General features: G+C 35.6%; 24 protein-coding genes and 2 pseudogenes. 16 read left to right on the forward strand and 10 right to left on the reverse strand.

The features are described 5' to 3' along the window. Positions 1-151: 151 nt before the first annotated feature. Together ychF and moeA are read left to right on the forward strand one after the other, a co-directional pair. Entirely contained in the window at positions 152-1,243 is a 1,092-nt protein-coding gene (gene ychF / locus A9G47_RS07505; protein WP_065567107.1) for a redox-regulated ATPase YchF, read from the forward strand. Between the two features lie 163 nt (positions 1,244-1,406). After that, the gene (gene moeA, locus A9G47_RS07510) at positions 1,407-2,633 is read left to right on the forward strand and encodes a molybdopterin molybdotransferase MoeA (protein ID WP_065642588.1); all 1,227 of its coding nucleotides are present in this window, start codon (positions 1,407-1,409) and stop codon (positions 2,631-2,633) included. 171 nt (positions 2,634-2,804) lie between these two features. On the opposite strand, the gene A9G47_RS07515 is transcribed toward moeA, so the two are convergent. The 4 genes from A9G47_RS07515 to folB all read right to left on the reverse strand — a co-directional run bounded on the left by A9G47_RS07515 (position 2,805) and on the right by folB (position 4,905). Beyond that, the gene (locus A9G47_RS07515) at positions 2,805-3,233 is read right to left on the reverse strand and encodes an EamA family transporter (RefSeq protein ID WP_065567109.1); all 429 of its coding nucleotides are present in this window, start codon (positions 3,231-3,233) and stop codon (positions 2,805-2,807) included. A gap of 1 nt (position 3,234) precedes the next feature. Then, entirely contained in the window at positions 3,235-3,441 is a 207-nt protein-coding gene (locus A9G47_RS07520) for a hypothetical protein (protein WP_065582991.1), read from the reverse strand. Positions 3,442-3,506: 65 nt separating this feature from the next. Then, complete coding sequence (locus tag A9G47_RS07525; RefSeq protein WP_065642589.1) at positions 3,507-4,502, reverse strand: MBL fold metallo-hydrolase; 996 nt, start codon at positions 4,500-4,502, stop codon at positions 3,507-3,509. 31 nt (positions 4,503-4,533) lie between these two features. Next, on the reverse strand, positions 4,534-4,905 hold the full coding sequence (gene folB / locus A9G47_RS07530; protein WP_065567112.1) for a dihydroneopterin aldolase: 372 nt from the start codon (positions 4,903-4,905) through the stop codon (positions 4,534-4,536). 97 nt (positions 4,906-5,002) lie between these two features. On the opposite strand from folB, the gene rsmE reads away from it, so the two are divergent. The 7 genes from rsmE to A9G47_RS07565 all read left to right on the forward strand — a co-directional run bounded on the left by rsmE (position 5,003) and on the right by A9G47_RS07565 (position 10,635). Further along, positions 5,003-5,728: a 16S rRNA (uracil(1498)-N(3))-methyltransferase gene (gene rsmE / locus A9G47_RS07535; protein ID WP_065642590.1), complete on the forward strand. Its 726-nt coding sequence runs from the start codon at positions 5,003-5,005 to the stop codon at positions 5,726-5,728. Between the two features lie 177 nt (positions 5,729-5,905). After that, positions 5,906-6,856 (forward strand): glutathione synthase, encoded by a 951-nt coding sequence (gshB, locus tag A9G47_RS07540; protein ID WP_065567114.1) that lies wholly within the window; start codon positions 5,906-5,908, stop codon positions 6,854-6,856. Positions 6,857-6,865: 9 nt separating this feature from the next. Beyond that, positions 6,866-7,318, forward strand: coding sequence for a GNAT family N-acetyltransferase (locus A9G47_RS07545; RefSeq protein ID WP_065567115.1), 453 nt, complete (start codon positions 6,866-6,868; stop codon positions 7,316-7,318). A gap of 20 nt (positions 7,319-7,338) precedes the next feature. Next, complete coding sequence (locus tag A9G47_RS07550; RefSeq protein WP_065567116.1) at positions 7,339-7,896, forward strand: YqgE/AlgH family protein; 558 nt, start codon at positions 7,339-7,341, stop codon at positions 7,894-7,896. A 3-nt stretch (positions 7,897-7,899) separates the two neighbouring features. Then, positions 7,900-8,310 (forward strand): Holliday junction resolvase RuvX, encoded by a 411-nt coding sequence (gene ruvX / locus A9G47_RS07555; RefSeq protein WP_065567117.1) that lies wholly within the window; start codon positions 7,900-7,902, stop codon positions 8,308-8,310. 98 nt (positions 8,311-8,408) lie between these two features. Next, positions 8,409-9,446 carry a phosphoribosylformylglycinamidine cyclo-ligase gene (gene purM / locus A9G47_RS07560; protein ID WP_065642591.1) on the forward strand — a complete coding sequence of 346 codons (1,038 nt, stop codon included), beginning with the start codon at positions 8,409-8,411 and terminating at the stop codon, positions 9,444-9,446. A 667-nt stretch (positions 9,447-10,113) separates the two neighbouring features. Continuing rightward, entirely contained in the window at positions 10,114-10,635 is a 522-nt protein-coding gene (locus A9G47_RS07565) for a DUF6630 family protein (protein ID WP_065642592.1), read from the forward strand. A gap of 40 nt (positions 10,636-10,675) precedes the next feature. Here A9G47_RS07565 and A9G47_RS14255 read toward each other — a convergent pair whose 3' ends face one another. The 5 genes and pseudogenes from A9G47_RS14255 to rlmF form a co-directional block, all read right to left on the reverse strand. Next, positions 10,676-10,846: a hypothetical protein gene (locus A9G47_RS14255; protein ID WP_176700677.1), complete on the reverse strand. Its 171-nt coding sequence runs from the start codon at positions 10,844-10,846 to the stop codon at positions 10,676-10,678. A 205-nt stretch (positions 10,847-11,051) separates the two neighbouring features. Further along, complete coding sequence (locus tag A9G47_RS07570; RefSeq protein ID WP_065642593.1) at positions 11,052-11,432, reverse strand: hypothetical protein; 381 nt, start codon at positions 11,430-11,432, stop codon at positions 11,052-11,054. Further along, positions 11,429-11,974 (reverse strand): CdiA family toxin C-terminal domain-containing protein, encoded by a 546-nt coding sequence (locus A9G47_RS07575; protein WP_065642594.1) that lies wholly within the window; start codon positions 11,972-11,974, stop codon positions 11,429-11,431. Before A9G47_RS07575 ends, A9G47_RS07570 begins: the two co-directional genes overlap by 4 nt. A gap of 172 nt (positions 11,975-12,146) precedes the next feature. Continuing rightward, a pseudogene (locus A9G47_RS07580) lies at positions 12,147-13,228 on the reverse strand (IS3 family transposase). Positions 13,229-13,788: 560 nt separating this feature from the next. Further along, a complete protein-coding gene (gene rlmF / locus A9G47_RS07590; RefSeq protein WP_065642596.1) occupies positions 13,789-14,781 on the reverse strand; it encodes a 23S rRNA (adenine(1618)-N(6))-methyltransferase RlmF in 993 nt (330 codons plus the stop codon). A gap of 295 nt (positions 14,782-15,076) precedes the next feature. Between rlmF and A9G47_RS07595 the strand changes: the two genes are divergently transcribed. The 3 genes and pseudogenes from A9G47_RS07595 (at position 15,077) to mscM (ending at position 20,458) form a co-directional block, all read left to right on the forward strand. Then, positions 15,077-16,510 (forward strand): sodium:proton antiporter, encoded by a 1,434-nt coding sequence (locus A9G47_RS07595; RefSeq protein ID WP_065642597.1) that lies wholly within the window; start codon positions 15,077-15,079, stop codon positions 16,508-16,510. A gap of 476 nt (positions 16,511-16,986) precedes the next feature. Next, positions 16,987-17,832: pseudogene (asd, locus tag A9G47_RS07600) on the forward strand (archaetidylserine decarboxylase); the annotation flags it as partial. A 7-nt stretch (positions 17,833-17,839) separates the two neighbouring features. Further along, entirely contained in the window at positions 17,840-20,458 is a 2,619-nt protein-coding gene (mscM, locus tag A9G47_RS07605) for a miniconductance mechanosensitive channel MscM (RefSeq protein ID WP_065580666.1), read from the forward strand. Here mscM and A9G47_RS07610 read toward each other — a convergent pair. Beyond that, positions 20,455-20,985: a DedA family protein gene (locus tag A9G47_RS07610; RefSeq protein ID WP_065568444.1), complete on the reverse strand. Its 531-nt coding sequence runs from the start codon at positions 20,983-20,985 to the stop codon at positions 20,455-20,457. The genes mscM and A9G47_RS07610 overlap by 4 nt on opposite strands. A gap of 183 nt (positions 20,986-21,168) precedes the next feature. Between A9G47_RS07610 and fdhD the strand changes: the two genes are divergently transcribed. From fdhD to A9G47_RS07630, 4 genes are all read left to right on the forward strand, one after another. Continuing rightward, positions 21,169-21,975, forward strand: a complete 807-nt coding sequence (gene fdhD / locus A9G47_RS07615; RefSeq protein WP_065642599.1) for a formate dehydrogenase accessory sulfurtransferase FdhD — start codon at positions 21,169-21,171, stop codon at positions 21,973-21,975. A 284-nt stretch (positions 21,976-22,259) separates the two neighbouring features. Beyond that, entirely contained in the window at positions 22,260-23,078 is an 819-nt protein-coding gene (locus A9G47_RS07620; RefSeq protein ID WP_065568446.1) for a purine-nucleoside phosphorylase, read from the forward strand. Positions 23,079-23,137: 59 nt separating this feature from the next. Further along, complete coding sequence (locus A9G47_RS07625; protein ID WP_065568447.1) at positions 23,138-24,376, forward strand: nucleoside permease; 1,239 nt, start codon at positions 23,138-23,140, stop codon at positions 24,374-24,376. Between the two features lie 182 nt (positions 24,377-24,558). Then, positions 24,559-25,482 carry an EamA family transporter gene (locus A9G47_RS07630; RefSeq protein ID WP_065642600.1) on the forward strand — a complete coding sequence of 308 codons (924 nt, stop codon included), beginning with the start codon at positions 24,559-24,561 and terminating at the stop codon, positions 25,480-25,482. Positions 25,483-26,115 lie beyond the last annotated feature (633 nt).

Genomic DNA, 26,115 nt, shown 5'->3' on the forward strand with positions numbered 1-26,115 from the left:
AACTAAGCTTGGTAATAAACAATAAATAGTAACTGTTAATTTGTTTAATTCCTCGTGGATTTATCGCTAAGAACATTGGCATAAATAGCACAATTTAGTATATAATCTCCCCTTATTTTTAAGACATTTATGATAAAAGGTAACAAACAATATGGGATTTAAATGTGGTATCGTCGGACTACCTAATGTGGGTAAGTCAACGCTTTTTAACGCACTAACTAAAGCTGGCATTGAAGCGGCTAACTTTCCGTTTTGTACTATCGAGCCAAACACTGGGGTTGTGCCGATGCCCGATCCACGTTTAGATGAACTGGCAAAAATTGTAAAACCACAACGTACATTGCCAACTACTATGGAATTTGTTGATATTGCAGGTTTAGTTAAAGGTGCGTCGAAAGGTGAAGGTTTAGGTAATCAATTTTTAGCTAATATTCGTGAAACTGAAGCCATTGGCCATGTTGTACGTTGTTTTGAAAATGATAATATCATTCACGTCGCTGGCAAGATCGATCCGGCTGAAGATATCGAGATTATTAATACTGAACTTGCCCTATCCGATCTTGAAGCTTGCGAACGTGCAATAACGCGCCTACAAAAACGTGCCAAAGGTGGCGATAAAGAGGCCAAATTTGAATTAGAAATCCTTGAAAAATGCTTACCACATTTAGAGCAAGGTAAAAAATTGTTGCAACTTGATTTAAGTAAAGAAGAGCTTGATGCAATTAAATACCTAAGCTTTTTAACCCTAAAACCAACCATGTATATCGCTAATGTGAATGAAGATGGTTTTGAAAACAATCCTTATTTAGATAAAGTCAAAGCCATTGCTGAACAAGAAAAGGCCATAGTTGTACCTGTATGTGCCGCAATTGAAGCCGAGCTTGCTGAGCTTGATGATGCTGATCGTGACGAATTTATGCAAGATTTAGGGTTAACAGAACCTGGTCTAAACCGCGTGATTCGTGCAGGATATAGTTTGCTTAATTTGCAAACGTACTTTACAGCAGGTGTTAAGGAGGTTCGAGCATGGACAATTTCAGTTGGCGATACAGCGCCACAAGCAGCAGGTAAAATTCATACTGATTTTGAAAAAGGGTTTATTCGCGCTCAAACTATCGCTTTTGAAGATTTTATTAAATACGGCGGTGAACAAGGTGCAAAAGAAGCAGGCAAAATGCGCGCTGAGGGTAAAGATTATGTCGTGCAAGATGGCGATATTATGAACTTCTTATTTAATGTATAGCTAATGATTTGACGTCGCCTTTTGGCGACGTTGTTATATTAGCAATCATAAAGATCAATTCAATCTTGATAAAAAAGTGATTTTTACTAAAACAGATACATTTCCTGAAATTTCTTAGCAAGATCAAATAATAGCTTCATAAACATAAGGAAGGCACACTTTTATGTTACTCACATTTCAACAAGCCAAACAGCAAATGCTTCAACGCGCATCAGCCATAAAATCACTCAATTGCGAAAAAGTTTCTTTGTTAGATGCATTAGGACGTATCACTGCAAAGCCGGTAATGTCGCCGATTAATGTGCCAAGCTTTAATAACTCAGCGATGGATGGGTATGCCGTTAGATTATCCGATGTTAATCAATCTAAATTATTACCTATAGCGGGCATTATTTTAGCTGGCGATGATATAAGTAATCTTAATTGGCCACAAGGTACTTGTTTACGTATTATGACTGGAGCACCCGTACCTAATGATGCTGATGCCGTAGTGATGCAAGAACAGACCGAAAAATCGGAGATAGGTATCACTTTTTTAAATGAGGTAAAAGTTGGCGATAATATCCGCCGTATGGGCGAAGATATAAAAAAAGACACTGCCGTTGTGAGTAAAGGAGAAAAATTAACCATCCCTATACTATCAACCCTTGCGACATTAGGCATTAGTGAAGTTTTGGTTTTTAAAAAACTGAAAGTAGCTATCTTATCAACAGGTAATGAATTAACGCCAATTGGTGAGCCTTTAGCTGGTAATAGTGCTATTTATGATAGTAACCGTTTCACGCTAAAATTATTATTAACTGAGCTTAACTGTGACATTGTCGATCTTGGTATCATTTCTGATGACCCTGCTCAAATCAAACAAGCGTTGATAGCCGCATCGAACCAAGCTGATTTAGTCATCACCAGCGGTGGCGTTTCTGTGGGCGATGCAGATTATACTAAAGTGGCTTTAGAAGCGCTTGGCAAAATCAGCTTTTGGAAAATTGCGATGAAACCTGGCAAGCCTTTTGCCTTTGGCAACATTGGCGAGGCGCTATTTTGTGGTTTGCCCGGCAATCCAGTTTCAACCTTAGTGACTTTTTATCAATTAGTACAACCACTAATTTTAGCGCTTTCAGGGGTTGAAGCACCAGCCATTGATTTAACCTTTAAAGTAAGCACTGCAACCAATCTTAAAAAGAGCCTTGGTAGAGTAGACTTTCAACGTGGTATGTTACAAATAAATGCACAAGGTGAGTTAGAAGTTAGCACAACAGGTCAGCAAGGATCGCATATGACACAATCATTTAAGCAAGCTAATTGTTTTATTGTGCTTGAACAGGATCGTGGTAATGTCAGCAAAGGGGAGCAGGTAACGGTTGAGCTGTTTAATCGTTTACTAAAGTAAGCGTGGTTTAAATACCCATTTGCATTATTTACCATAATAGTCATGCACATTTATTATGTGTATGATTTAGTTGTGTAAATAGGTGGTATGTAACATTATGAACATATCGTTATATTGGTTTATTACTATATAACGGTATAACCCGCTGGCAGATAATAAGTTGAGATATAATTAAAATAGTGCAACTAATATCGCGCCTACGGCAATCATAGCAACCCCTACACCAGCTAATAGCGAAACCTTTTCACCGAATAAAATAGCAGCAAATACAACAGCAAAAACTACGCTTAACTTGTCAATTGGCGCAACTTGCGATACTTTGCCCTCTTTAATCGCCATAAAATAAAATAGCCAAGATAGCGCACCGGCAATGCCACTTAGTGCAATAATAAATAACGCCTTTTTATCATTAAAAAACGTGTTGATAAGGCTTAGTTTACCTTGAACAGCAACCACCCCAACTAAAAAAATAGCCATGACAATAGCACGAATTGCAGTTGCTGTGTTTGCATCAAGGTACTGTAAACCGATTTTTCCTAAAATAGCTACGCATGCCGCAGTAATAGCGGAAAGTAGCGCATAAATAAGCCACGCACTCATATTAGTATTTATCGATTTTAAATAGGTATTGTTGATTGTTGGAATTCGTTTCACATTGTTGTGATTTACTCATCACCCCACGACAATCTTCTAAAACACCGTGAGCTTTTGACCAATGATAAGTTTTACCTTCGTCGTTTTTACCTCCACATCCAACTAATGCCAAGCTAAACATCAAACAAGACAAACCAATAACCGTAGCTTTCATTTCATTCTCCTTTTTTGGGCAAACGCATTAAATATTTAACAGCATTGCTGTTTTTTTTATGGGAATTATTTTAATTCAGAATGAATGTGATTAATAGCTAAAGTACCACCTATTTTTAATAGATTAAAGTGGCGGTTTGCTTTATATCCATTTAATAACTGGCACGGTTCATCTAATGGCTCGTCAGCTAATTCAAATGCTCCCCAATGAATAGCTATGGCTGAATGGCATTGTAATTCATCGTACAGTTGCACAGCTTGCTTGGGGTCAATATGCTGTGATTTCATATACCAACGTGGCGCATAAGCACCAATAGGTATTAATGCCAAATCAATTGAAGGAAAACGCCTAGCAATCTCTTTTAATTCAACACAATAGCTAGTATCGCCCATAAAATAAACTGTTTTTGTTTGATTAGCAATCTTAGATTGAATCATCCAACCACACCATAATGCTTTATTCACATCAAACAATCCTCGATTGCTCCAGTGTACAGCTGGGGTAGCAGAAAAAGTAAGCCCATCAATAGTTTTACAACCCCACCAATCTAATTCAATAGTGTTCTTAGCCCCCCACTTTAGTAATGTTTTTTTTAAACCAAGCGGAACCATAATGACAACATGAGGGAAACGAGCCAATAATTGCTGAATACTTTTATAATCAAGATGATCATAATGGTTATGTGAAATAACAATAAAATCAATCTGTGGCAATTGTTCAATATCTAAAGCTGGCGGTGTTCGCCGTTTAGGTCCTATGAATTGCGAAGGTGAAGCCCGCTTAGAAAAGATAGGATCAGTTAAAATCATCTTACCATTTAAACGAATCAATGTTGTTGAGTGACCAATCCACCAAACTCTATCATCAGGTAAACTGAGATTGATTGGCTCAAACCATGTTTGGTTAAAAGTATGATAACCTACTTTAGGTGGTAACACTTTACGCTTAAAACGCCAACGTAAAAACTCGCCAATTTTAATTTTAAAAGATGCATCATGTTTAAACCCTTTAGCAGTATGATGTTTTTTTTGAGTCGTTAAATCTTGTTTTTGATCATCCATCCTGATAGCCTTCTTTGACAATCAATTTAGTTTAGTAATTTGCTGTACGTTCAATAATTACAGCAACATTCCGAGCATTTGCTATTGCTGTTGGTTTAGATACTTTAACTTTCAACCAATTAACAGAAAATTGTTTAATAATCATTTCAGCGACTCGCTCTGCTACACATTCAATCAGCTCAAATTTCGAAGATTGAATAAAGTGTGTTATCGTTTGGCTAACCTCAAAATAGTCTAAACAAAGCGATACATTATCGCTTTCGCCAGCAGGTTTATTATCCCATGCCATTTCAAGATCAAGAACTAGCTTCTGCTTGATGGTCTTTTCCCAATCATAGACGCCGATGGTTGTTAGAACAGTTAATCCTTCAATCAGTACCCTATCTTTGCTGTATGTATTCATACCCGATTCCAAATGCCTAATTACATTAAATAGAGATTACCGAATCTTGTTAAATTACGCTATAATTTATTTTAAATAATACTAAATATCCGTAATTATGACTCGAATTTTTCAACCTTTTATTATTGAGCAAAATAGCCTTATTACCTTGGATGATAATGCGTTTAACCACCTCATTCGTGTATTACGAATGAAGGTCGGTGAAAAAATTATCTTATTTGATGGATCTAATCATATTACCCCTGCGATTATTCATGAAGTCAATAAAAAATCGGTTACAGTCAAAACAGCTTCGTCCATTTTAGATAATCGCGAATCGCCATTAGAGATCCATTTGGGGCAAGTGATATCACGCGGCGAAAAAATGGAATTTACTATTCAGAAATCGGTTGAGTTAGGTATCAGTAGTATAACGCCACTACTTTCTGAACGTTGTGGGGTTAAGCTCGATACCGAAAGATTAGATAAAAAAACACAACAGTGGCAAAAAATTGTGATTTCCGCTTGTGAACAGTGTGGACGCAATATAATACCTGAAATCAAACCTGTCATGAAATTAGAAAACTGGTGTGCAAGTTTAACGCAAGGATTAAGACTCAATTTACATCCTAAAGCTAAGCACGGCATAAAACAATTAGCCAATGAGCATAAAAAAATTTATTTATTGATTGGGCCAGAAGGTGGATTGTCTGACAATGAAATTAGCATGACGCATAACTATCATTTTACAGATATTTTACTCGGACCAAGAGTGTTACGAACAGAAACCGCTGCGCTCACAGCGCTTACTGCATTACAAGTGCACTTAGGCGATCTTGGATAAACACAGCAAAATGTAGCCGATAAGTAATGATTACTTTGCAACTGGCTTAGTAACGAGTATGATAACAGCAAGCATTATTTTGGGTGTTGCCATTAAGCCTTGACAAAGCGCTTTAGGTAATACCTATATTTTAATATAAAAACCCAATTAAGTAGATAAAATCAGTAAGGAGTCATTATGATAAAACTGGGCATTGTAATGGACCCAATTAGTCATATCAAAATAAAAAAAGACACCAGTTTTGCCATGTTACTTGAGGCACAAAAGCGAGGGTACCAACTTTTTTATATGGAAATGAATGATCTCTTCTTACGCAATGGTGAAGCTTATGCGACAACACGGACATTAACTGTTTGTAATGATGATCACCATTGGTTCGATATGAACAATGAACAAACCATACCCTTAAGTGATCTTGATGTCATATTAATGCGTAAAGATCCCCCATTTGATACCGAATTTATTTATGCAACCTATATTCTAGAGCGTGCTGAGGCAAAAGGCGTATTAGTAGTAAATAAACCTAAAAGCTTACGTGATTGTAACGAAAAATTGTTTACTGCATGGTTTGCAAAATTTACGCCTGAAACATTGGTTACTCGTCAAACTCAACAGATTAAATCCTTCTATCAAGAGCATAACGATATCATTTTAAAGCCACTTGACGGTATGGGTGGAGCGTCAATTTTTAGAATTAAAGCTGGTGATCCCAATGTGTCGGTTATCATTGAAACCTTAACTGAGCACAACTCACGTTACTGTATGGCTCAAACTTACATACCCGCGATAACAGACGGGGATAAACGTGTTTTGGTTGTCGATGGTGAGCCTGTACCCTATTGTTTAGCAAGAATTCCACAAAAAGGGGAAACTCGAGGTAACCTTGCCGCAGGTGGGCACGGAGAAGTAAGAGCATTAAGTGAAAGTGATTGGCATATTGCCAAAAGTATTGCCCCAACGTTAAAAGAAAAAGGCTTACTATTTGTTGGCCTAGATATTATTGGCGATAAGCTAACTGAAATTAACGTAACAAGTCCCACTTGTGTTCGTGAAATTGAGGCAAAAAACCCAAATCTTTCCATTACAGGTATGTTAATGGATGCCATTGAACGTCGATTAAATAAGTAGAGCAAAAAAATGATCAGAGAATATAAAACAGCAGATTTAGATAAAGTCATGGCTATATGGCTAGAAGGTAATGAACAAGCACATCGTTTTATTGATCCTCAATTTTTCAAACAAAATTATGAATTAGTAAAAATGCTCATTCCTATGTCGACATTATATGTTCAAGATCTTGATGGAGTAAAAGGTTTTATTGGCATAACTGAAAACTATATTTCAGGTTTATTTGTTGATGAGGCTTTTCGCCGACAAGGGACAGGTAAAGCACTCGTTGAAAAAGCAAAACAACGCCATAATGAACTGCTAGTGCATGTTTATAAAAAAAATACCGCAGCGATTGATTTTTTTCTTTCTCAGGATTTTAATATTGTATCAGAATCAATCAACGAAGAAACCGGAGAGCCTGAGCTATTAATGCGCTGTAATGTTGAGCATAAAGTTAAAATTGGTAAATGCGCGTTATAAACTATTAAAAATGTGAACATATGAATTTAAAAAATCATTTTATCATCGCTATGCCAACGATAAGCGATTCAACATTTAGTCGCTCGGTTATCTACATTTGTGAGCATAACCGCGATGGTGCTATGGGTATCACCATTAATAAACCGATATTAGAACTTAATGTATCAACAGTACTGACACGTTTAGATATAACAGCAAGCAAAAATTGTGCTGAACTGGAACAGCCCGTTTTCGCTGGTGGTCCTATTGCTGAAGAACAAGGGTTTATTTTGCACACACCACAGCAAGGTTTTTCATCAAGCATACAAATTTCTGACGATGTGATGATTACAACATCGCTTGATTTATTAAAAACTATCGGTTCGCCTGAACAACCAAAAGATATATTGCTCGCATTAGGTTATACCAGCTGGCAATCGCTACAACTCGAAGAAGAAGTAGCACGAAACAATTGGTTAGTTGCTGATACAGATCCTAAAATTATTTTTGAGATTGCCATCAATGAACGGTGGCAAAAAGCAGCAGAATCTCTTGGTATTAATATGAATACCATTTCACACCAAATGGGAAATGCATAACCAATGGCAACGATTATCGCATTTGATTTTGGCACAGCAAGTATTGGTGCGGCTATTGGCCAAGATATCACTAAAACAGCTAGCCCTTTATGCTCATTTAAGGCACGCGATGGCATTCCTAACTGGCAAACAATCGAAAAGGTCTTAAACGAGTGGAAACCCGATTTTTTAGTAGTCGGATTGCCTTTAAATATGGATGGCACAGAGCAACCACTCACTGCCCGAGCACGCAAATTTGCTAACCGTTTACATGGTATGTTTGGTTATCAAGTCCATTTACAAGATGAACGATTATCAACCGTTGAAGCTAAATCACATATTTTTGCTTCTCGCGGTTATCGAGCACTTGAAAAAGGTCATGTAGATGCGACTTCCGCAATCATTATTTTAGAAAGTTGGTTTGAAAACAATTAATTATTTTAATTAATCAATTCTTTTACCTAATAATAGATCGCCAACCAATATCATCCTTGCTAAAATAAACAGCAATTTTTTATTGGAAGGAACTTGCCGTGTCAAATAACAACTCTCTTAGTTATAAAGATGCTGGTGTCGATATTGATGCCGGCAATGAACTTGTTAATCGCATCAAATCGGTTGTAAAAGAGACCAAGCGCCCCGAAGTTATGGGGGGATTGGGTGGTTTTGGCGCGTTATGTGCTATTCCACAAAAATACAAAGAACCAATTTTAGTATCGGGCACAGATGGTGTGGGCACCAAATTACGCCTAGCAATGGATTTAAACCGCCATGAATCAATTGGTATTGATTTAGTGGCAATGTGCGTTAATGACCTGATTGTGCAAGGTGCTGAGCCTTTATTTTTCCTTGATTATTATGCCACAGGTAAACTCAATGTCGATGTTGCAGCAACAGTAGTCACAGGCATTGCCGAAGGCTGTAAACAATCAGGATGTGCTTTAGTTGGCGGCGAAACTGCCGAAATGCCAGGCATGTATCAGGGAAATGACTACGATTTAGCGGGATTTTGTGTTGGTGTAGTTGAAAAATCAGCTATGATAGACGGTAGCAAGGTGCAAGATGGCGATGCATTAATCGCATTAGCTTCAAGCGGTGCTCATTCTAATGGCTATTCGTTAGTACGTAAAATTATTGAAGTCAGTGGTGTAAACCCTGCTACTGAACAGTTAGACGGCAAACCACTTGCCGATCACTTGCTAGCACCAACTAAAATCTATGTTAAGCCCATACTTGATTTAATTGCGCAAGTTGATATCCATGCAATAGCACATATAACAGGTGGTGGTTTCTGGGAAAACATTCCTCGTGTGTTACCTGAAAATACTCAAGCGATAATTCATGAAACAAGTTGGCAATGGCCTGCTATATTTAATTGGTTACAAAAAGCAGGCAATGTTAGCCGCCATGAAATGTATCGCACCTTTAATTGTGGTGTTGGCTTAATTATTGCCATACCAAAACCATGGGTCGATAAAACAATTGCCTTACTAAATAATCATGGTGAAACAGCATGGCTATTGGGTGAAATTAAACAAACTACATCAGCAGAGCGGGTAATAATAAAATAGATTTTACATTCACTTTATCTATCCAAATCTTAACATCCTCCCTGCCCTAAAGGACGGAAATTCCTACTGAAGTTAGTTTATGCTAACTTCAGTAGGTTTCTGTTTCTGATAGCATGATGACTGCACCATTCGTATTACAGACGCTTCGGCATATCCTACCCCTAGTATATATTAAGGCACTAACCATTCATCCTCGCAAAAAAATGAACCAATGCCTTCTGTACCGCCACTTATCCAGATATAGTTAACATTAAATTCAGCTTGTTTTTGATATCACTAAAGCTAATGGTGTCTGTATCAAGTTTGTTTTGTTGGTATCTTCGGCTTCTGAAAATATTCCAACTCTTTTTAGGTAGTATTGTGACAAAAGAATTTATGTTATTATTTACTATCATTTTATAAAATAAAAAATCCAATAAAATCAATGGTTTTTCTGAATGATTTTTGTAGCATAATCATCTTAAGTATGGATTTTGGCAATAGAATTAACTGTTACCTTTAGTTGATAATATAACTATCTCCTAAAACAAGCAGCTTAATTTTCTAGGTGGCTTGTGTGTTAAGTTTGGGATATTTACACAAGGCTAATTTGACAATATCATTTGCTTTATAATAAAAGCAACAAATCTAATAGTAAAAAATCAATTAAAATAGAAAGGAATATTATATGCAATGGCTTATTACAGATGAATTTAGGCAAGACTTAAAAAAATTGGTAGCACTTTTAACTAACAGTCTTGATTTACAATGGATTAATGATGTGATTGATCATTATGAATGGGATGAAGACGAAGATGAGGAATTTGAAACAGATTATTTAGTGAGTGAAGACGAACTGATCACTTTTCGCCAAGTTGAGATATTAGGCGATATATTACAACCGGAATTTATGCTACAAATCGATTGGAACGAAAGCGTTGATGAGCTTAAATTAGGGATTGCAGATCTGTTACTCAATAATTTTGGTGTTAACCATGTTTCGTTCCCTAATATGCGTCATTACGATAACCGCACAACTGTTTCAAATGATGGAGTATTAGCAGATTTTAATCGAGAACTTAAAAAACAAGGTTTTAATCTTGCTAATGTCATATCGGGGGATGATAATTTATGGATTATCGTTTACCCAACGACAGCACATAACGAAGTAGAATACCTAATTAATCAATTGGGTAGCGAATTAGAGTAGTGGGATAAATTACTTTACAAACAGGCGTAGCATTGTTCGATTATGGCGTTAAAATGCCATCTGTACCCATTAATGGTTGTTGGTTATTTTGTAATAACTTTAATGCTTTTTCATTTAGTTTATCAAAATAATAAAGGTAAATTTGGTCATAATCAAACTGCTCGACTTTTTCAGCATGATGTTGCTTGGGATTGACCTCAGGGTAAGTCACTGTGTGTAATTGACCGGCGTTATCATAACGATAACGGCGTGGCTGATGTCTGGTGATTTCGGCAAGCTATCCGTTATAATGATACTGATATTGCCAGAATTAATGCGATAAAAATCAAACAAGATAAGCTAATTGTTAAATTTTTCTTGTTAATTTTAATAAATAAAACATGCTCCCCCACTAATTATGTGAGGGATTTTACTATTTACTTTGAATAACGTTCTCTTAATTTATTCATATAAAATTCGATTGAATCTTTATCTTTAGGATGCGCTTCAATATAGCTATTTGATATTATTTGCATAAGTTCAACAAAATGTTGGGGAGATAGTGTTGAACTTTCATAATCCCCTACTAAAAAAGATACCTCATCAAATTCTTCCGGATCATCTAAATCTTGATCTAAAACATATTCTAATCCCTCGTGAACAATACAGCCAATTCCTCTTGATGCATCGTAAATAAATTGTAAAAGATTCATTTTATGCTCTTTGTACATCGTCTCGATTAAGTAATATAAATCACCTCCTCCTTGTTCTTCTATTTCTTTTGCTATTTTATTTAACCATGTTAAATTATGATTCATTTTATATTCCTCTCTGGTATTGTAAGAAATGCATTGCTTATTTTACCTGTGCTTTGATTTTTTGTTACAGTGAACCAATATCCATCAATTTGTACAGAATATTCTCTTTTATCTGGATTATTTCTAAAATAATCTTCCGCTTTTTTCGCTGCTTTATTTGACATATCTGCTACTTTTGCATCGGAAAGTTTTGTGGGATCATAGGTCGTTTTCTTTTCAGCTTTTTTAAAACGAATAATTTTACCTGCATTTGGTCCGTTTGCTGCTCTAGCTGGTAGCTGAAATTCATACTCAATCAAACCAAGAAAACGTGCATCTGTATATTTAGGACCAACAATTTTAGCCTCTGTCATTTCAATTGATTCTAAAAAAGCATCTTGGTTATGAGCGCCATAAATACCTGTTTTTTTTGCATTTAACTGTCCTGTTTGTTTGTTATGAGTAGTAACATCTGATACAAAAGTATCTGGCACTAATTGTGTATCAGTTTCTTTTCCAACAATCCCCTCAACGCTTTTATCAGCGACCTTATTGCTGGACATCCGGTTATTATTAAGGTGAGTTAAAACAAGTTCATTATTGAACTTACGATGCAGATCTAAAAAAGATAAAAAAATCCCAACATCAGGCAGAAATTTAACAAGCTTTAATTCTGTTATAAATTAATATTGTGTTGTAAATACCCCAAACTTAGTACATAACTCACGTAGAAAATTAAGCAGCCTGTTTTAGTTTTTTGTATTCAATCGGTGTCATGTTATTTAATGCCTCATGCGGTCTTTCGGTATTATAAATCGTTAACCATTCTTCGGTTATTCTCCTTGCTTGTGCTAAGTTGTTAAAAAGATATAAATCGAGTACTTCAGTACGATAGGTACGATTAAATCGTTCAATATAGCCATTTTGATAAGGACTACCGGGCTGGATATAATTAATGGTTATACCATGTAATTTAGCCCAGTTGGTAAAGGTTTTTCCTGTAAATTCTGGCCCATTATCGACCCGTATTTTTAATGGATACCCATGATATTCGGCCAGTTTATCTAAGTAACGGGTAATCCTTCCTGCGGGTAAGCTTACTGCAATATCAATACCTAACGCCTCACGATTAAAATCATCGATGACATTGAATGTTCTAAAGCGGCGTTGATTACAGCTACTGTCACTCATAAAATCCATTGACCAACATTCACCTTGTTTATTGGGGACAAATAACCTTTACGGGCATCGTGGAGGAATGCGTTTTTTACGCTTTGCCTTGAGATTAAGCTTTAATTCACAATACACCCGATATACTCGTTTATGATTCCATTGATAGCCGAGCTTTCTGATTCGATGAAAACATTTAGGAAAGCCCCAACGTAAATGCCTATCTGTGATAGCATTCAACACCGAAACAATCACCGAATCATCCTGTAACTTAGATTGATAATAGTAAGCACAACGGCTTAAACCAACAATAGCACAACTCATTGCAATAGTAACCGAATGATTTTGTTGTAGTTGCTGTGCCCACGTTTTACGTGCCCCAGTTGGCACTAAAGCTTTTTTATAATTTCTTCCTGAAGCTGGGATTTTAAGCTCAGTTCGGCAAACATCTGCTTAAACTTGCGGTTTTCAGCCTCCAGCTCCTTTAAGCGTTTAATATCCGACGTTTCCATTCCGCTGTATTTTTCTCGCCATTTATAGAAAGTTGAATTACCCATGCCATATGTACGGCACAACTCTTTAACGGGTACACCTGCCTCTGCTTCTTTTAAAATAGCGACGATTTGATGTTCAGTCATTTTTTTCATAATTAAATCCTCTTTTACTTTTATCATAGAGAATTTTCTACTTTTTTGCTGTACTATTTTAGGGGGTAGTTACGTAAAGGTGCACCTAAATGGTTAGTGATTTTTAGATAATGAAAGATGGGTATAAGATAAAGCATAACCGACCACCTATTATTTAAAAGCTGCGCCGTATTAGCCCAAACTTAATCTGATAAATACTAACTACTCATCGGAATTCATTTTAATAAAATAAATGCCCGATGAGTAAAATAAATTCTCCAGTTGTTTTCCTTCACTAGTGCTTTTGCATCTATCTAAGTATGTATAAAAATGCATTTCCTATTTTTAATTACGCCTATTGGTTATCAGAACAAAACGCACACAACAATTTACTCAAAGCTTATCCAAAGCGAGTAAAATAACCCGCCAATACTTAACGTTTTTATTTAAAACGACTTACTATTCTATTAAATACCTTAAAAACGGTGTCGATATTAAGATCCAACCACCAATAAAATCTAAATTGACACGCCTCTCCCCATATTTGCTTTACCTTTGTGATGCTTTTAAAATCAATGTAGTTAATATGCTGAGTTGTTTTTTATTGAAACGGATGTATTTCCTGAAATCTTTTTAAAAAGATCTTTACGCTCATTTTTATTAAAAAATGTCCACGCTACAAATCGGCTTACTTTTTGTCCTTGTGCCATGGGTATAATTTTACTATCAATGACACCTGCCACTTTTAATTGTTTTTGTATTAATTCTAATGAGGATTTTTTAGATACTAACGAAGTAAACCATAAGCATTGATGTTTAAACACTACACTTTCTTTAATCATCTTTGTAATAAAAACACTTTCACCACCTTGACACCAAAGCTCGGCATGTTGCCCGCCAAAGTTAAGAACTGCTTTTTGTGTTGGGCTTGTTAACTTACCTAAATTTGTCAGCTTTTTACGCGTGCTGGCCAATGCTTCTTGCTCAGAAGAATGAAATGGTGGGTTGCACAGTGTTAGCAGGTAAAATTCTTTGGGTTTAATAATATGTTTAAAAATTGTCTTCTTGTCTTTCTGTAATCGACATAACACAGATCCATTTAATAGGTTATTAGCTTGGCAAATTAACGATGCTGTTTTAATAGCAATCGGATTAATGTCGCTACCAACAAACGACCAGCCATATTCAGCACGCCCAAGAATAGGGTAAATCACATTTGCACCAACTCCGATATCAAGCACTTTCACTTGCTTGCCACAAGGGATCTGATTACCGTTGTCTTGTGCTAATAAATCTGCTAAAGAATGAATATAATCTGCCCTTCCAGGAACTGGTGGGCATAAATAACCATCAGGAATATCCCACCACGATAACTGGTAATAATGGAGTAAAAGCGCCTTATTGAGCATTTTAACTGCTTTAGGATCGGCAAAATCAATCGACAAATTGCCATAACCATTGGGCTTAACAAACTGTGCCAAACTAGGCAAAGTTTGAATGAGCAGATCAAAATGATAACCGTTTTGATGTTTATTACGGTTATGCAAAGAAGGCTTTTTGAATGATACTGGCACACTGTTCCTATTTTATTGAAAATTAAATAGTCGCTATTATAAAATATTTAGAGCAATTAAGCGAAAATACCGACATTGCAAAACAAGAGTAATATCACTAAAAAATAATCAGTACAGAAATTTATTACCCTCTATCGGTTAACGCCAGCTTATAATGGCGTGATTATAATATTTCATTGTCTCTGTTGTGGTATTTAATTGATAAAACTGAATAAAAAGTAATAAAACGCTTTTTAAAATTAATTTTAGTTTTTATTTGTTATAATTGCACCAATTTAAAAAAGTAAAAAATGACATGAAAAATTATTTTAACTTACCGCTGGTATCACTTTTTGCATTATTGCTTTTCCCTTTTGATCTTTATGCAATGGATTTTAACGAATATGATTTATCACTACTTTGGGCGATTCCTTTTGTGGGGATATTACTTTCTATTGCGTTAATTCCGCTATTTTTGCCACAACTTTGGCACTACCATTACGGCAAAATCATTATTTTTTGGACGTTGTTATTTTTAGCCTTTTTGTTGTTTTCATTTGGTTTGCAAACCGCCATCAATATTACCGTTCATGCAATTATGGTGGAATATCTTCCCTTTATCTTGTTATTGTTGGCACTATTTACCGTTTCAGGCGGAATTTTGATTAAAAGCGATGTGCTTAGCACACCCAAGCTAAATGTTGGTTTGCTGGCAATCGGAACGGTATTAGCCTCAATCATGGGTACTACAGGCGCAGCAATGTTAATGATACGCCCTTTAATCAGAGCCAATCGAGAGCGAAACTGTGCCGTGCACACAGTTATCTTTTTTATCTTTTTAGTCGCCAATATTGGTGGTGGGCTAACGCCACTGGGCGATCCACCTTTATTCATTGGTTTTTTAAAAGGTGTTAATTTTGGCTGGACAGTTAAATATATGTTATTGCCAATCTTGCTTAACTCATTGTTATTACTAGTTATTTATTATATGATTGATTGCCACTACTTTCGTTTACAATATGGTAATTTTCCCACTTTGACTTCAACCACAAAAAGTACAAAAGTTAAAATTTATGGTATAAGAAATATTTTTTTATTATTGGTAATTATTGCTAGTGTACTAATGTCGGGCATTTGGCACTCATCAATTTACTTTACCGTTTTAGATGCACACATTACTTTACCTAATTTAATTCGCGATATTATTTTCATTACCATAACAATAATTTCGATAAAAATAACCCCGAAACAAATACGAGCAGGTAATGAATTTAATTGGGCTCCCATCGTTGAAGTTGGAAAGCTATTTATTGGCATTTTTATTACTATTGTGCCTGTACTCGCTATTTTACACAAAGGTAGCAACGGCGCGCTAGCGCCTTTAGTATCGCTAGTAACCAACTCTCAAGGCGAGCCAGTTAATAGTATGTACTTTTGGTTATCTGGTTTGCTTTCGGGTTTCTTAGATAATGCACCAACCTACCTTGTTTTTTTCAATTTGGCATCGGGTCATGCGGTAATACTAATGACAACACTTAACAAGACATTACTCGCTATATCAATGGGATCGGTTTTTATGGGTGCACTGAGTTATATCGGCAATGCGCCTAATCTTATGGTCAAAAGCATTGCCACTCAAAATAAGATTAACATGCCCAGCTTTTTTGGTTATATGAAATGGTCAATATGTATATTAATTCCTGTGTTTATTATCGATAATTTAGTCTTTTTTGTGTTTTTTAGCGAGTAGTAGCACATAATCAAATAATATGACTATTTCATTTAAAAATTAAGCACTAAAGTACCTATGGATAAAATAATTTTTATTTACCGCCATATTGTGAATTTTGCTTTAAATTCGACAAGAATAACGCCTTAATAAATTTTCATTTTGGCGTTTTAAATAGCCATCACCACTCATTAATTATGGTGGCAAAATACACATCAATTGTCATCCATCATCAAGTTGAAGTACAGGTTTTCTGCTCAAGTGATGATTCACTAAGTGAATTTTTATTTCATTACTTCCATACCATTTTGTTAAATAAATTTTATCTAACTTAGGTGACTAATGCATACAATGATGAACAATATTGCTTTCTGTGGTGTGCAATGTGTTAAAAATGTAAGTAACCAATATCATATCTTATAAGATTCAGTCGTTTTACACTTTATGTGTAAATATTGTTATAATGTTCGCATTTGCGAACTTATTGAGAGTGATATATGTTAAATCAGTTAAAAGCCATTATTCAGTATCTTCTACCTAAACAGTTATTAACCGCTATATTTGGTTGGCTTGCCAAAAAACAGTTGGGAAAGGTCACAACATGGATGATTATGGGCTTTTGTAAACTATATAAAGTAGATTTGAGCGAAGCAAAAATTAGCGATGCAAAAGAATTTAAAACATTTAATGACTTTTTTGCTCGTGAATTGAATGATGATGCGCGCCCGATTGATACTGGAGATAGCTCCGTTATTATGCCGGCCGATGGTGTCATTAGCCAATTTGGTACTATTCAAGATACCCAAATGTTACAAGCTAAAGGGCATTTTTATTCTTTAGAATCTCTGGTTGCTTGTCATGCTGATATGATTAAGTTTTTTAAAAATGGTTCATATGTAACCACTTATTTATCACCTAAAAATTATCACCGTTTTCATATGCCTTGTGACGGTATTTTGCGTGAGATGATTTATGTGCCTGGTTCACTATTTTCAGTCAATAAAGCAACAACCGAAAGCATTCCAAATATTTTTGCACGTAATGAACGTGTGATTTGTTTATTTGAAACCGAATTTGGGCCAATGGCACAAATTTTAGTGGGAGCAACCATTGTTGGTAGTATAGAAGTGCCATGGGAAGGCATTATTACGCCACCGCGTGAAGGTATTATGAAACGCTGGACTTATGCCGAAGGGATACAATTAACCAAAGGGCAAGATATGGGATGCTTTAAATTAGGCTCAACGGTTATTACGCTCTTTGCATCAAATGCTATTGAGTTTGAAAGCTATCTTAAGGTGGGGGATGTTACTCGTGTGGGTCAAAAATTAGCCAATAGGATATAGCTTTATGTGGATTCGTAGTGTTTTGTGCCTTGCTGTGGCGTTGTTTTCTTCACTCACCTTTGCTGAAGAAACCCTGCCAATCATTAATAATGAAGAAGATCTTTCACAAGTTGTTCACCTGTTGAGTGATAAAAATGATGAGCTCAGACAAAATATGGAGCTACAAAAAACGCATTTAACCAGTATTATTAATGAACAAAACAATATCACTACACAGATTTCACATGTACAAAATACGCTAGCCACGCTTGATGAGCAAGGCGAATGGCTGAGCTTTTCAACAGCGCTTGGCGAAACTTTACGTCAACAATTGTTACGCTTACCCGAAAAACCTAAATCGCAAGCGCTTGATGCCGAAATTGCTGAAGCAAAAGCCCAACAACTTAATTATAGCAATATTTTAACTTCCTTAGATGATTATCCAACTTTAACCAATCCACTTAATAGTGTGAAAGAGGCCACACAATATCGCCGTTTAATTCGAGAACAAACCGAATTACTTAAGACGCTTATTTCTGGTACAGATACCACCATCTTAGAATTAACTAAATTAAAAATTGCAAATAAGCAACTCACTAATGCAATTGACGAAGTGAACGATGCTGCACATCGTTACTTTTTTTGGGTGGCAGATGTCAACCCAATATCGATGAACTATCCAATCAACTTAGCTAAAGATGTGGTTTATGTGATTTTTTCGATCGATACCCTTTCACAACTTTATAATGCGAGCGCAGAAGTGCTTAGTGCACCAAAGCCACTGTTTTTAATTATTTTGTCGTTAATGTTTGTGTTTGCGCATTTTAAGATGCGCGCTAAATATAACATTTTTTTAAATAAATCAGCTACCCGCGTCGGTAAAGTAACACAAGATAGTTATTCTTTAACGCTAAAAGTGGTTATGTTTTCATTAATTATGGCGTTACCAGTACCAATTTTGTGGGCAGTATTTGGTTATGCGTTACAGATTAATTGGGATTATCCCGTCGCCTTTGCATTAGGTTATGGAGTGAATGCGGCAGCACCAATTTTATGGGTATTTATTATTTCAGCCCATTTTGCCTCATCGAATGGGCTTTTTATTGCCCACTTTGGTTGGCCTGAACGTAGCGTACGTGCAGCAATGAAATATTATCAACTTTCGATTTGGCTTGTGATTCCATTAGTAATGATAGTCATGAGTTTTGACGAGTACAACAATCGTCAATTTGCTGCTACCATTGGTCGCACGGCGTTTATTTGTCTTTGCTTTGCTTTAGTGTTTATGACTAACGCCATTCATCGTGCAGGGGTTCCTCTTTATATTGATAAAAAAAGCTCTGGTGATAATTTATTAAGTCATATTTTATGGTTTATCTTATTGAGTGCGCCATGGCTTGCCATTATTGCGGCTTGTTTGGGCTACTTATCGACTGCCCAAGTGCTATTGGGGCGTCTTGAAGCATCAGTCATTATTTGGTTTGCGCTGTTAGTTATTTATTTTATGATTCGCCGTTGGATGTGGATCCAAAAACGCCGTATTGAATTTGAGCGCACCAAGCAACGCCGCTTAGAGCGCATGCAACGTGCCAAATCGCACGATGAAGATATTAATTCACTTAGCGACAACGTTGATGAACCCGTTATTGATTTAGATGCTATTAGTGCTCAATCTTTACATTTAGTGAGATCAATTATTATGATGATTGCGCTCATTAGTATGATTTTGTTATGGTCAGAACTACATTCAGCTTTTGCCTTTATGAATAATATTAAACTGTGGAAAACAAATGCTATTGTTAACGGCACTGAAATTGAGCAATACATTACTCTTGGAGCGGTATGCATTGCGATTTTAGTCATGACAATTACCGTACAGTTAGTCAAAAATTTGCCTGCTTTGTTAGAGTTAGGCATTTTACAGCATCTAGAGCTAGCTCCTGGAACAGGTTATGCTATTTCTACTATTTCAAAATATATTATTTTGATGGTAGGTTGCATGATTGCGTTTTCTTTTATTGGTATCGATTGGTCTAAAATTCAATGGCTCATTGCTGCACTCGGTGTTGGGTTAGGTTTTGGTTTACAAGAAATATTTGCCAATTTTATTTCTGGTCTAATTATTTTATTCGAAAAACCAGTACGCATTGGTGATACAGTGACAATTCGTGATTTAACAGGCAACATCACTAAAATAAATACTCGTGCCATTACCATTGTGGATTGGGATCGCAAAGAAATTGTAATGCCTAATAAGGCTTTTATTACGGAACAATTGGTAAACTGGTCGTTATCTGATTCGATAACGCGTATTGTGTTAACCATTCCCGCAACGATTGATGCTGATAGTGATCTGGTTATCAAACTGCTACAACAAGCTTCAAATGAATGTGAATATGTGCTTAACGATCCTGAACCTCAGGTCTTTTTGGTAGATATTCAAGAAGGTATTCAGTTGTTTGAGTTACGTGTTTTTGCTGCCGAAATGGGACACCGCATGATGCTCCGAAGCGCTATACATAAGCTAATACTTGAAGCTTATCGTGAACATCATTTGACATTACCATTCCCACCATTACAAACCAATTTGGAAGCGTTAGGTCGCAAAAGTGGGCGTCGTAGTTATACTGTTGGTACCATTTAGTTAAATAGTGTTTCTAGCCATGGCACACCGAAAGCGCCGGGAGCAAGCAATGCTAATGCCCAGACGGGTGCAGATGCAATATTGGCTAGATTAAATTTAGCAGCTGGCATATGCATTGTGCCAGCGATTAATGGCACAATTGCACGTAATGGCCCAAAAAAGCGCCCAATAAACACTCCTAGCACTCCATAACGCAAAAAGAATTGTTCGGCACGATAAACTAATTTAGGGTGTTTATTGAGAGGCCATGAAGCAATGACTTGTTGATGATAGTGCTTTCCTAACCAATAAGATAAGAAATCCCCTAAAACAGCTCCCACAGTAGCAGCAATTAATACAGGTAAAAATGATATTGCACCGCCACCAATTAAAGCGCCTATCCCCAATAAAACAGCAGTCGCAGGAACCAAAAGCGAGACAATCGCCAATGACTCCCCAAATGCTAATAAAAATATAATCGGTAACGCCCAAATTTGATGATGCTCAATAAATTGCATGGTTGTCAATGTAATTTCGTGTAGGGACATGGGTTAGCTTGTGAACTATCAATTGATTATAATTAGTCATTTTACCATAATATTAGGCGTTTAGAGCTAAGAGCGCTATCTGTTGTATAATTTTACACAGTATTAGCGTTTTTTAAATTCATTAACATTTGAGCTTACACTTATGATAGCTTTAATGATAACCCAATTAATAAGAGATAAATTATGGCAATCGGTATAGAATCAATTCTTGTGCGTAAATTTAAAAATAGTGAATTACAAAATCCACAGCCTGATACACTAGCTATTGAAAAACCAATTGCATTAATTTATAACGGAATTTCTCATGTAGTAATGATGGCAACACCAAAAGATTTACATTATTTTGCAATTGGGTTTTCATTAACTGAGAATATCATTCAATCAGTTAATGATATTTATGGTATTGATGTTGTTAATAGCCCCAAAGGTATAGAAGTGCAGATTGAACTTTCGTCTCGGCGCTTTAGTGAACTAAAGGAGAAACGCCGTAATTTGACAGGGCGCACAGGCTGCGGTATTTGTGGCACTGAGCAAATAGATCAAGTCTACCAAACCATTCCTTCTTTGCCTTTAACAAGCCAGATTAAACTAACTGATTTTAGTGCTACGCTAAACTATTTATCGCAAGTTCAACATGTAGGTGAACAGACTGGTTGCACACATGCGGCCGTGTGGTTAGATTTGAAAGGGCAATTTATAGCAGGTTTTGAAGATATTGGCAGGCATGTGGCATTAGATAAACTGCTTGGATTTAGAGCAATGCAATTGCCTAACAACGCTAACTTTCGACAAGGCGTGGTATTAGTATCAAGCCGTGCTAGCTACGAAATGGTACAAAAAGCGGCTAATTGTGGTGTAGAGATTTTGTTAGCGGTTTCAGCTGCAACCTCAATGGCTGTTGATTTAGCCAAACAGTGCCACTTGACGTTATTAGGATTTTTTAGAGATGATAAAGGTGTGATCTATTCTGGCGAAGATCGACTAATCTAATGGCGATTTTCACCTTGATCAATGTTGATCATCAAAATTAATTTTTAATTTAATATATTGAATAATAAAGAGTAAAAAAAACATTCTCTCATTCAATCCAAGATACCGCCATTCTCACCTTTCTTTATTGAGTGAAGATCATCATAATATATACCTCAGAGTTTATTCTGTTTTTTAATTACTTTATAAACTTATTATCCAATTAAGCCAAATAATAGATTGTTATTATTTATTTTATTGTGCCTGTGTTACTTTAGCATTTAACTTTTTGAAAGGATACCATCATGCATCAAACTTCAGATATTCAACAAGCCGTTAACTATATTCAAAAACACACAGATAAAAAACCAACTATTGGGATTATTTTAGGTTCAGGTCTAGGACCTTTTGCCGATACACTTGAAGATGCTGTTCATATTGCTTATGACACAATTCCCCATTTTGCAAAATCTGGCGCTGTTGGCCATGCCAATGAACTAGTTATTGGAAAATGTGGCGACAAAACAGTCGTGGCAATGAAAGGTCGCTTTCACTATTATGAAGGATTTTCGTTAGATCAAGTCACTTTCCCTGTTCGAGTGATGAAAATGTTAGGTGTTGAAAAATTGATTATCACTAATGCATGTGGCGCAGTGAATACTGGCTTTAAACCAGGCGATTTAATGCTGATTACCGACCATATCAATCTAACTGCTAATAATCCACTTATTGGACCTAATAATCCTGATTTAGGCGTGCGCTTTTTAGATGTAAGTGAGCTTTATAACAAACAATTGCGCGCAACAGTAATGGATGTAGCAAACGAACTTAATATTACCTTACGTGAAGGTGTTTACGCTTGGTGGACTGGTCCAACTTATGAAACACCAGCCGAAATTAGAATGATCCGCGTTTTAGGTGCCGATGCGGTTGGTATGTCAACCGTACCAGAAGCCATTATAGCGCATCATTCAGGTATAAAAACCATTGGTATTTCATGCTTAACCAATATGGCTTGTGGCATTTTAGATCAACCGCTAGGGCATGAAGAAGTGATAGAAACAGCAGAACGCGTTAAATCAACCTTTTTACAACTTATTACAAAAACGATTGAACGTTTTTAATCAGTACTTTTTATTTGTGGTTTTCTATAAAAGGTTTTACTTTATTTTAGGAATAAACAATGAACATAAAAAATAGATTAAAAATAATGATGTTTTTCCAATATTTTATTTGGGGAAGTTGGTTGATGACGTTTGGTGCTTGTCTACTAAATACTTTGCACTTTTCAGGTGTTGAAGTATCAATGATTTTTAGCACTAAAGCTTTGGCTGCATTAATTACCCCATTTATTGTTGGTATCATCGCTGATAAGTTTTTGCAAGCCAAATATCTTTATATGTTTTGCCATGCCATTTGTGCAATTGCACTTTTTTATGCTGCATCAATAAACAATGCAACGCTTTTATTTTGGGCGATGTTAGGCAATGCGTTAGCGTATATGCCTACTATTGCTTTATCTAACTCAATTAGTTATCACTGTTTAGATAAAGATAACTTAGATACGGTAGCCACATTCCCTAAAATACGCGTCTTTGGTACAGTAGGTTTTATTATTGCAATGTGGACTGTCAGTTTATGTAAATTAGAGTTGAGCAGTGCTCAACTCTATGTTGCTTGCATTGCTTCTTTAATACTTGCAATTTATAGCTCAACCTTACCCAATATCGAAACGCAAAAAAAACCAAAACAGTCTTGGAGTTCTTATTTAGGGTTAGATGCGTTTGTGTTATTTAAAAACCCAGTAATGGCGGTGTTTTTTCTATTTGCTATGTTGCTTGGTGCAATATTACAAATCACTAATACTTTTGGTGGCGCTTTCTTACATGATTTTGGTAAAATCCAGGAATTTCAAAATAGTTTAATTGTACAATACCCCGCTATCTTATTATCTGTTTCACAAATGGCTGAAGTTGCGTTTATCTTAACTATCCCATTTTTTCTCAAAAAATTTGGTATTAAAAAAGTCATAATGATAAGCATAATTGCTTGGACTCTCAGATTTGGTTTATTTGCATTTGGTGATCCAACACCTTTCGGGTTTGTACTACTTATGCTTTCAATGATCGTTTACGGCTGTGCATTCGACTTTTTTAATATTTCAGGCTCTATTTTTATTGAAAAAGAAGTTAACTCAAATATTCGAGCTAGCGCTCAAGGACTATTTATGACCATGGTCAACGGAATTGGTGCTTATTTTGGCTCGATTTTAAGTGGTGTTGTTGTTGACATGTGTACGCATAATGGTGTTAAGGATTGGCAAACAATTTGGTTAATTTTTGCTTCTTATGCACTTGTGCTAGGTATTGTTTTTTATTATTCATTTAATTATAACTATACTAAAAACAATTCTGTAGAGTAATCCCTTGTTTATGTAGATTAGCGGACTTTAGAATATCACTTATCACTGTTTTGCTACATTTTTTAAATAAATGAGTTAAAAGCTATAGGGGGTTGAATAAAACAAGTCCCCCTAGGGCTTTTATTGTGTTTTTTGTCGATATATTCAACAATGTTATTTTTTTAGTGTTACGAGATTTAATTATGAAAGATAAATTTTTAGGTGGTTTTTTGGTTTTCTTAGGTGCATGTAGTTTTGGTGTGCTTTCTTCAATTGTAAAAACTGCTTATAAAACAGGCTATACACTAGGCGAAGTTACTGGTGTCCAGTGTTTTTTGGGGATGCTAATGTTATGGAGCCTTCACCTTATTGTTAAAACAACCCGCAAGCCCAAAACAACAACGGATAATGCATTATCAAATTCGGCTACTAAAATACCTCAACCAACAAAAAAATGGAAGGTGTTTGCCGTTGGGCTTTTTCCTGGGTTAGTAGGTATTTGTTATTATCAATGCGTGCAATTAGTACCTGCATCAATTGCAATTATTTTATTAATGCAATATTTATGGATTAGTGTCATTATTGATTTTGTTATTTTCAAAAATAAACCCTCTATCACCCAACTAATCACCGTTATTGTGATTATTTTTGGAAGTAGCCTAGCAGCTGGTATTTTTAATCAAGATATTAGTTTAAATTTAACAGGTTGCTTTTTTGGCTTTCTAGCTGCGCTAATGTATTCGCTCTTTATTAGTTCTAGTAGCAATATTGGTAATGAATTACCTAAACTTGAAAAAAGTGCTTTAATGATTACTGGCGCCTGCTTTATCACCTTTTTAATTTTTCCACCTTTGTTTTTCTTTAAGCTTGATATTAGCGATAAACTATATCAATTAGGATTTTTATTAGCATTACTTGGAACTGTGTTACCTCCTTTTTTATTTTCAATCGGAATACCTAGAATAGGTATTTCTTTGAGTGCGATTCTGTCAGCTGCAGAGCTACCTGTTGCGGTAACTTGTTCATTTTTTTATTTGCATGAATCGGTTTATTTTAATCAATGGGTAGGCGTGATTATCATCCTGCTCGCAATTGCTTTGCCGAACTTAAAAAACATAAAAAAGTGAATTAACTCAAAATAACTGGGTAGGCAAATACCCTACCCTTATTATTTATTTTAGTTGTTTTTAGCTCATTTTATTTAAAAATTAATTAATAATCGTTTTTAAAACAATATAAACCCGTATAGTTTATTGTAAGTCATTTTTAACCATTAAATAACATACTACTTTAAGTAAAAGATTAGTTGCATTTAAAAAACAATCCAGCCCACCTTTAGCTTATTATTAAGCATTGATTAGATACTAACTGAAGTGTTGAATAACATTTGTATTTATTATTTAGTAAAAAAGTGGTATAATGATTTAACTTCGTCTTGATTAATAAATAGTGAACTAGCTTTATTTGTTAGTATTGCAAAAGCAATGAAGTAATAATGCCCTCGGGTATTGAAAACCTAATTTATCATCACCATATCTATAGTTGTTTTGTCAATTTAGCTAGCTTTGCTAAAATTTAGTCCAAAGATGAATAACTTTATAAGTCACACTATTTTTACGCATTAGCAATCAAACATGTTAAAAATTATTATGATAGATGTGTTAGTTTTACATTGTATTTATGAGGTTTAAAGAAGAACCTTTAACAAAAAAATTATATCTAGCAATATTATTGAACTCTCCAAAACTAAATGTGTCTTA

Source organism: Gilliamella sp. WF3-4, assembly GCF_001690275.1.
Taxonomy (GTDB): Bacteria; Pseudomonadota; Gammaproteobacteria; order Enterobacterales; family Orbaceae; genus Gilliamella; species Gilliamella apicola_C.

Coding starts and splice junctions, on each gene's coding strand:
- A9G47_RS07565 (WP_065642592.1), top strand. CDS start 10,114: ATGCAATGGCTTATTACAGATGAATTTAGGCAAGACTTAAAAAAATTG.
- A9G47_RS07570 (WP_065642593.1), bottom strand. CDS start 11,432: ATGAATCATAATTTAACATGGTTAAATAAAATAGCAAAAGAAATAGAA.
- mscM (WP_065580666.1), top strand. CDS start 17,840: ATGTGGATTCGTAGTGTTTTGTGCCTTGCTGTGGCGTTGTTTTCTTCA.
- A9G47_RS07595 (WP_065642597.1), top strand. CDS start 15,077: ATGAAAAATTATTTTAACTTACCGCTGGTATCACTTTTTGCATTATTG.
- A9G47_RS07630 (WP_065642600.1), top strand. CDS start 24,559: ATGAAAGATAAATTTTTAGGTGGTTTTTTGGTTTTCTTAGGTGCATGT.
- A9G47_RS07520 (WP_065582991.1), bottom strand. CDS start 3,441: ATGAAAGCTACGGTTATTGGTTTGTCTTGTTTGATGTTTAGCTTGGCA.
- A9G47_RS07610 (WP_065568444.1), bottom strand. CDS start 20,985: ATGTCCCTACACGAAATTACATTGACAACCATGCAATTTATTGAGCAT.
- fdhD (WP_065642599.1), top strand. CDS start 21,169: ATGGCAATCGGTATAGAATCAATTCTTGTGCGTAAATTTAAAAATAGT.
- A9G47_RS07515 (WP_065567109.1), bottom strand. CDS start 3,233: ATGAGTGCGTGGCTTATTTATGCGCTACTTTCCGCTATTACTGCGGCA.
- rsmE (WP_065642590.1), top strand. CDS start 5,003: ATGACTCGAATTTTTCAACCTTTTATTATTGAGCAAAATAGCCTTATT.
- A9G47_RS07625 (WP_065568447.1), top strand. CDS start 23,138: ATGAACATAAAAAATAGATTAAAAATAATGATGTTTTTCCAATATTTT.
- ychF (WP_065567107.1), top strand. CDS start 152: ATGGGATTTAAATGTGGTATCGTCGGACTACCTAATGTGGGTAAGTCA.
- A9G47_RS07545 (WP_065567115.1), top strand. CDS start 6,866: ATGATCAGAGAATATAAAACAGCAGATTTAGATAAAGTCATGGCTATA.
- A9G47_RS07550 (WP_065567116.1), top strand. CDS start 7,339: ATGAATTTAAAAAATCATTTTATCATCGCTATGCCAACGATAAGCGAT.
- A9G47_RS07525 (WP_065642589.1), bottom strand. CDS start 4,502: ATGGATGATCAAAAACAAGATTTAACGACTCAAAAAAAACATCATACT.
- folB (WP_065567112.1), bottom strand. CDS start 4,905: ATGAATACATACAGCAAAGATAGGGTACTGATTGAAGGATTAACTGTT.
- moeA (WP_065642588.1), top strand. CDS start 1,407: ATGTTACTCACATTTCAACAAGCCAAACAGCAAATGCTTCAACGCGCA.
- gshB (WP_065567114.1), top strand. CDS start 5,906: ATGATAAAACTGGGCATTGTAATGGACCCAATTAGTCATATCAAAATA.
- A9G47_RS07620 (WP_065568446.1), top strand. CDS start 22,260: ATGCATCAAACTTCAGATATTCAACAAGCCGTTAACTATATTCAAAAA.
- ruvX (WP_065567117.1), top strand. CDS start 7,900: ATGGCAACGATTATCGCATTTGATTTTGGCACAGCAAGTATTGGTGCG.
- A9G47_RS07575 (WP_065642594.1), bottom strand. CDS start 11,974: ATGTCCAGCAATAAGGTCGCTGATAAAAGCGTTGAGGGGATTGTTGGA.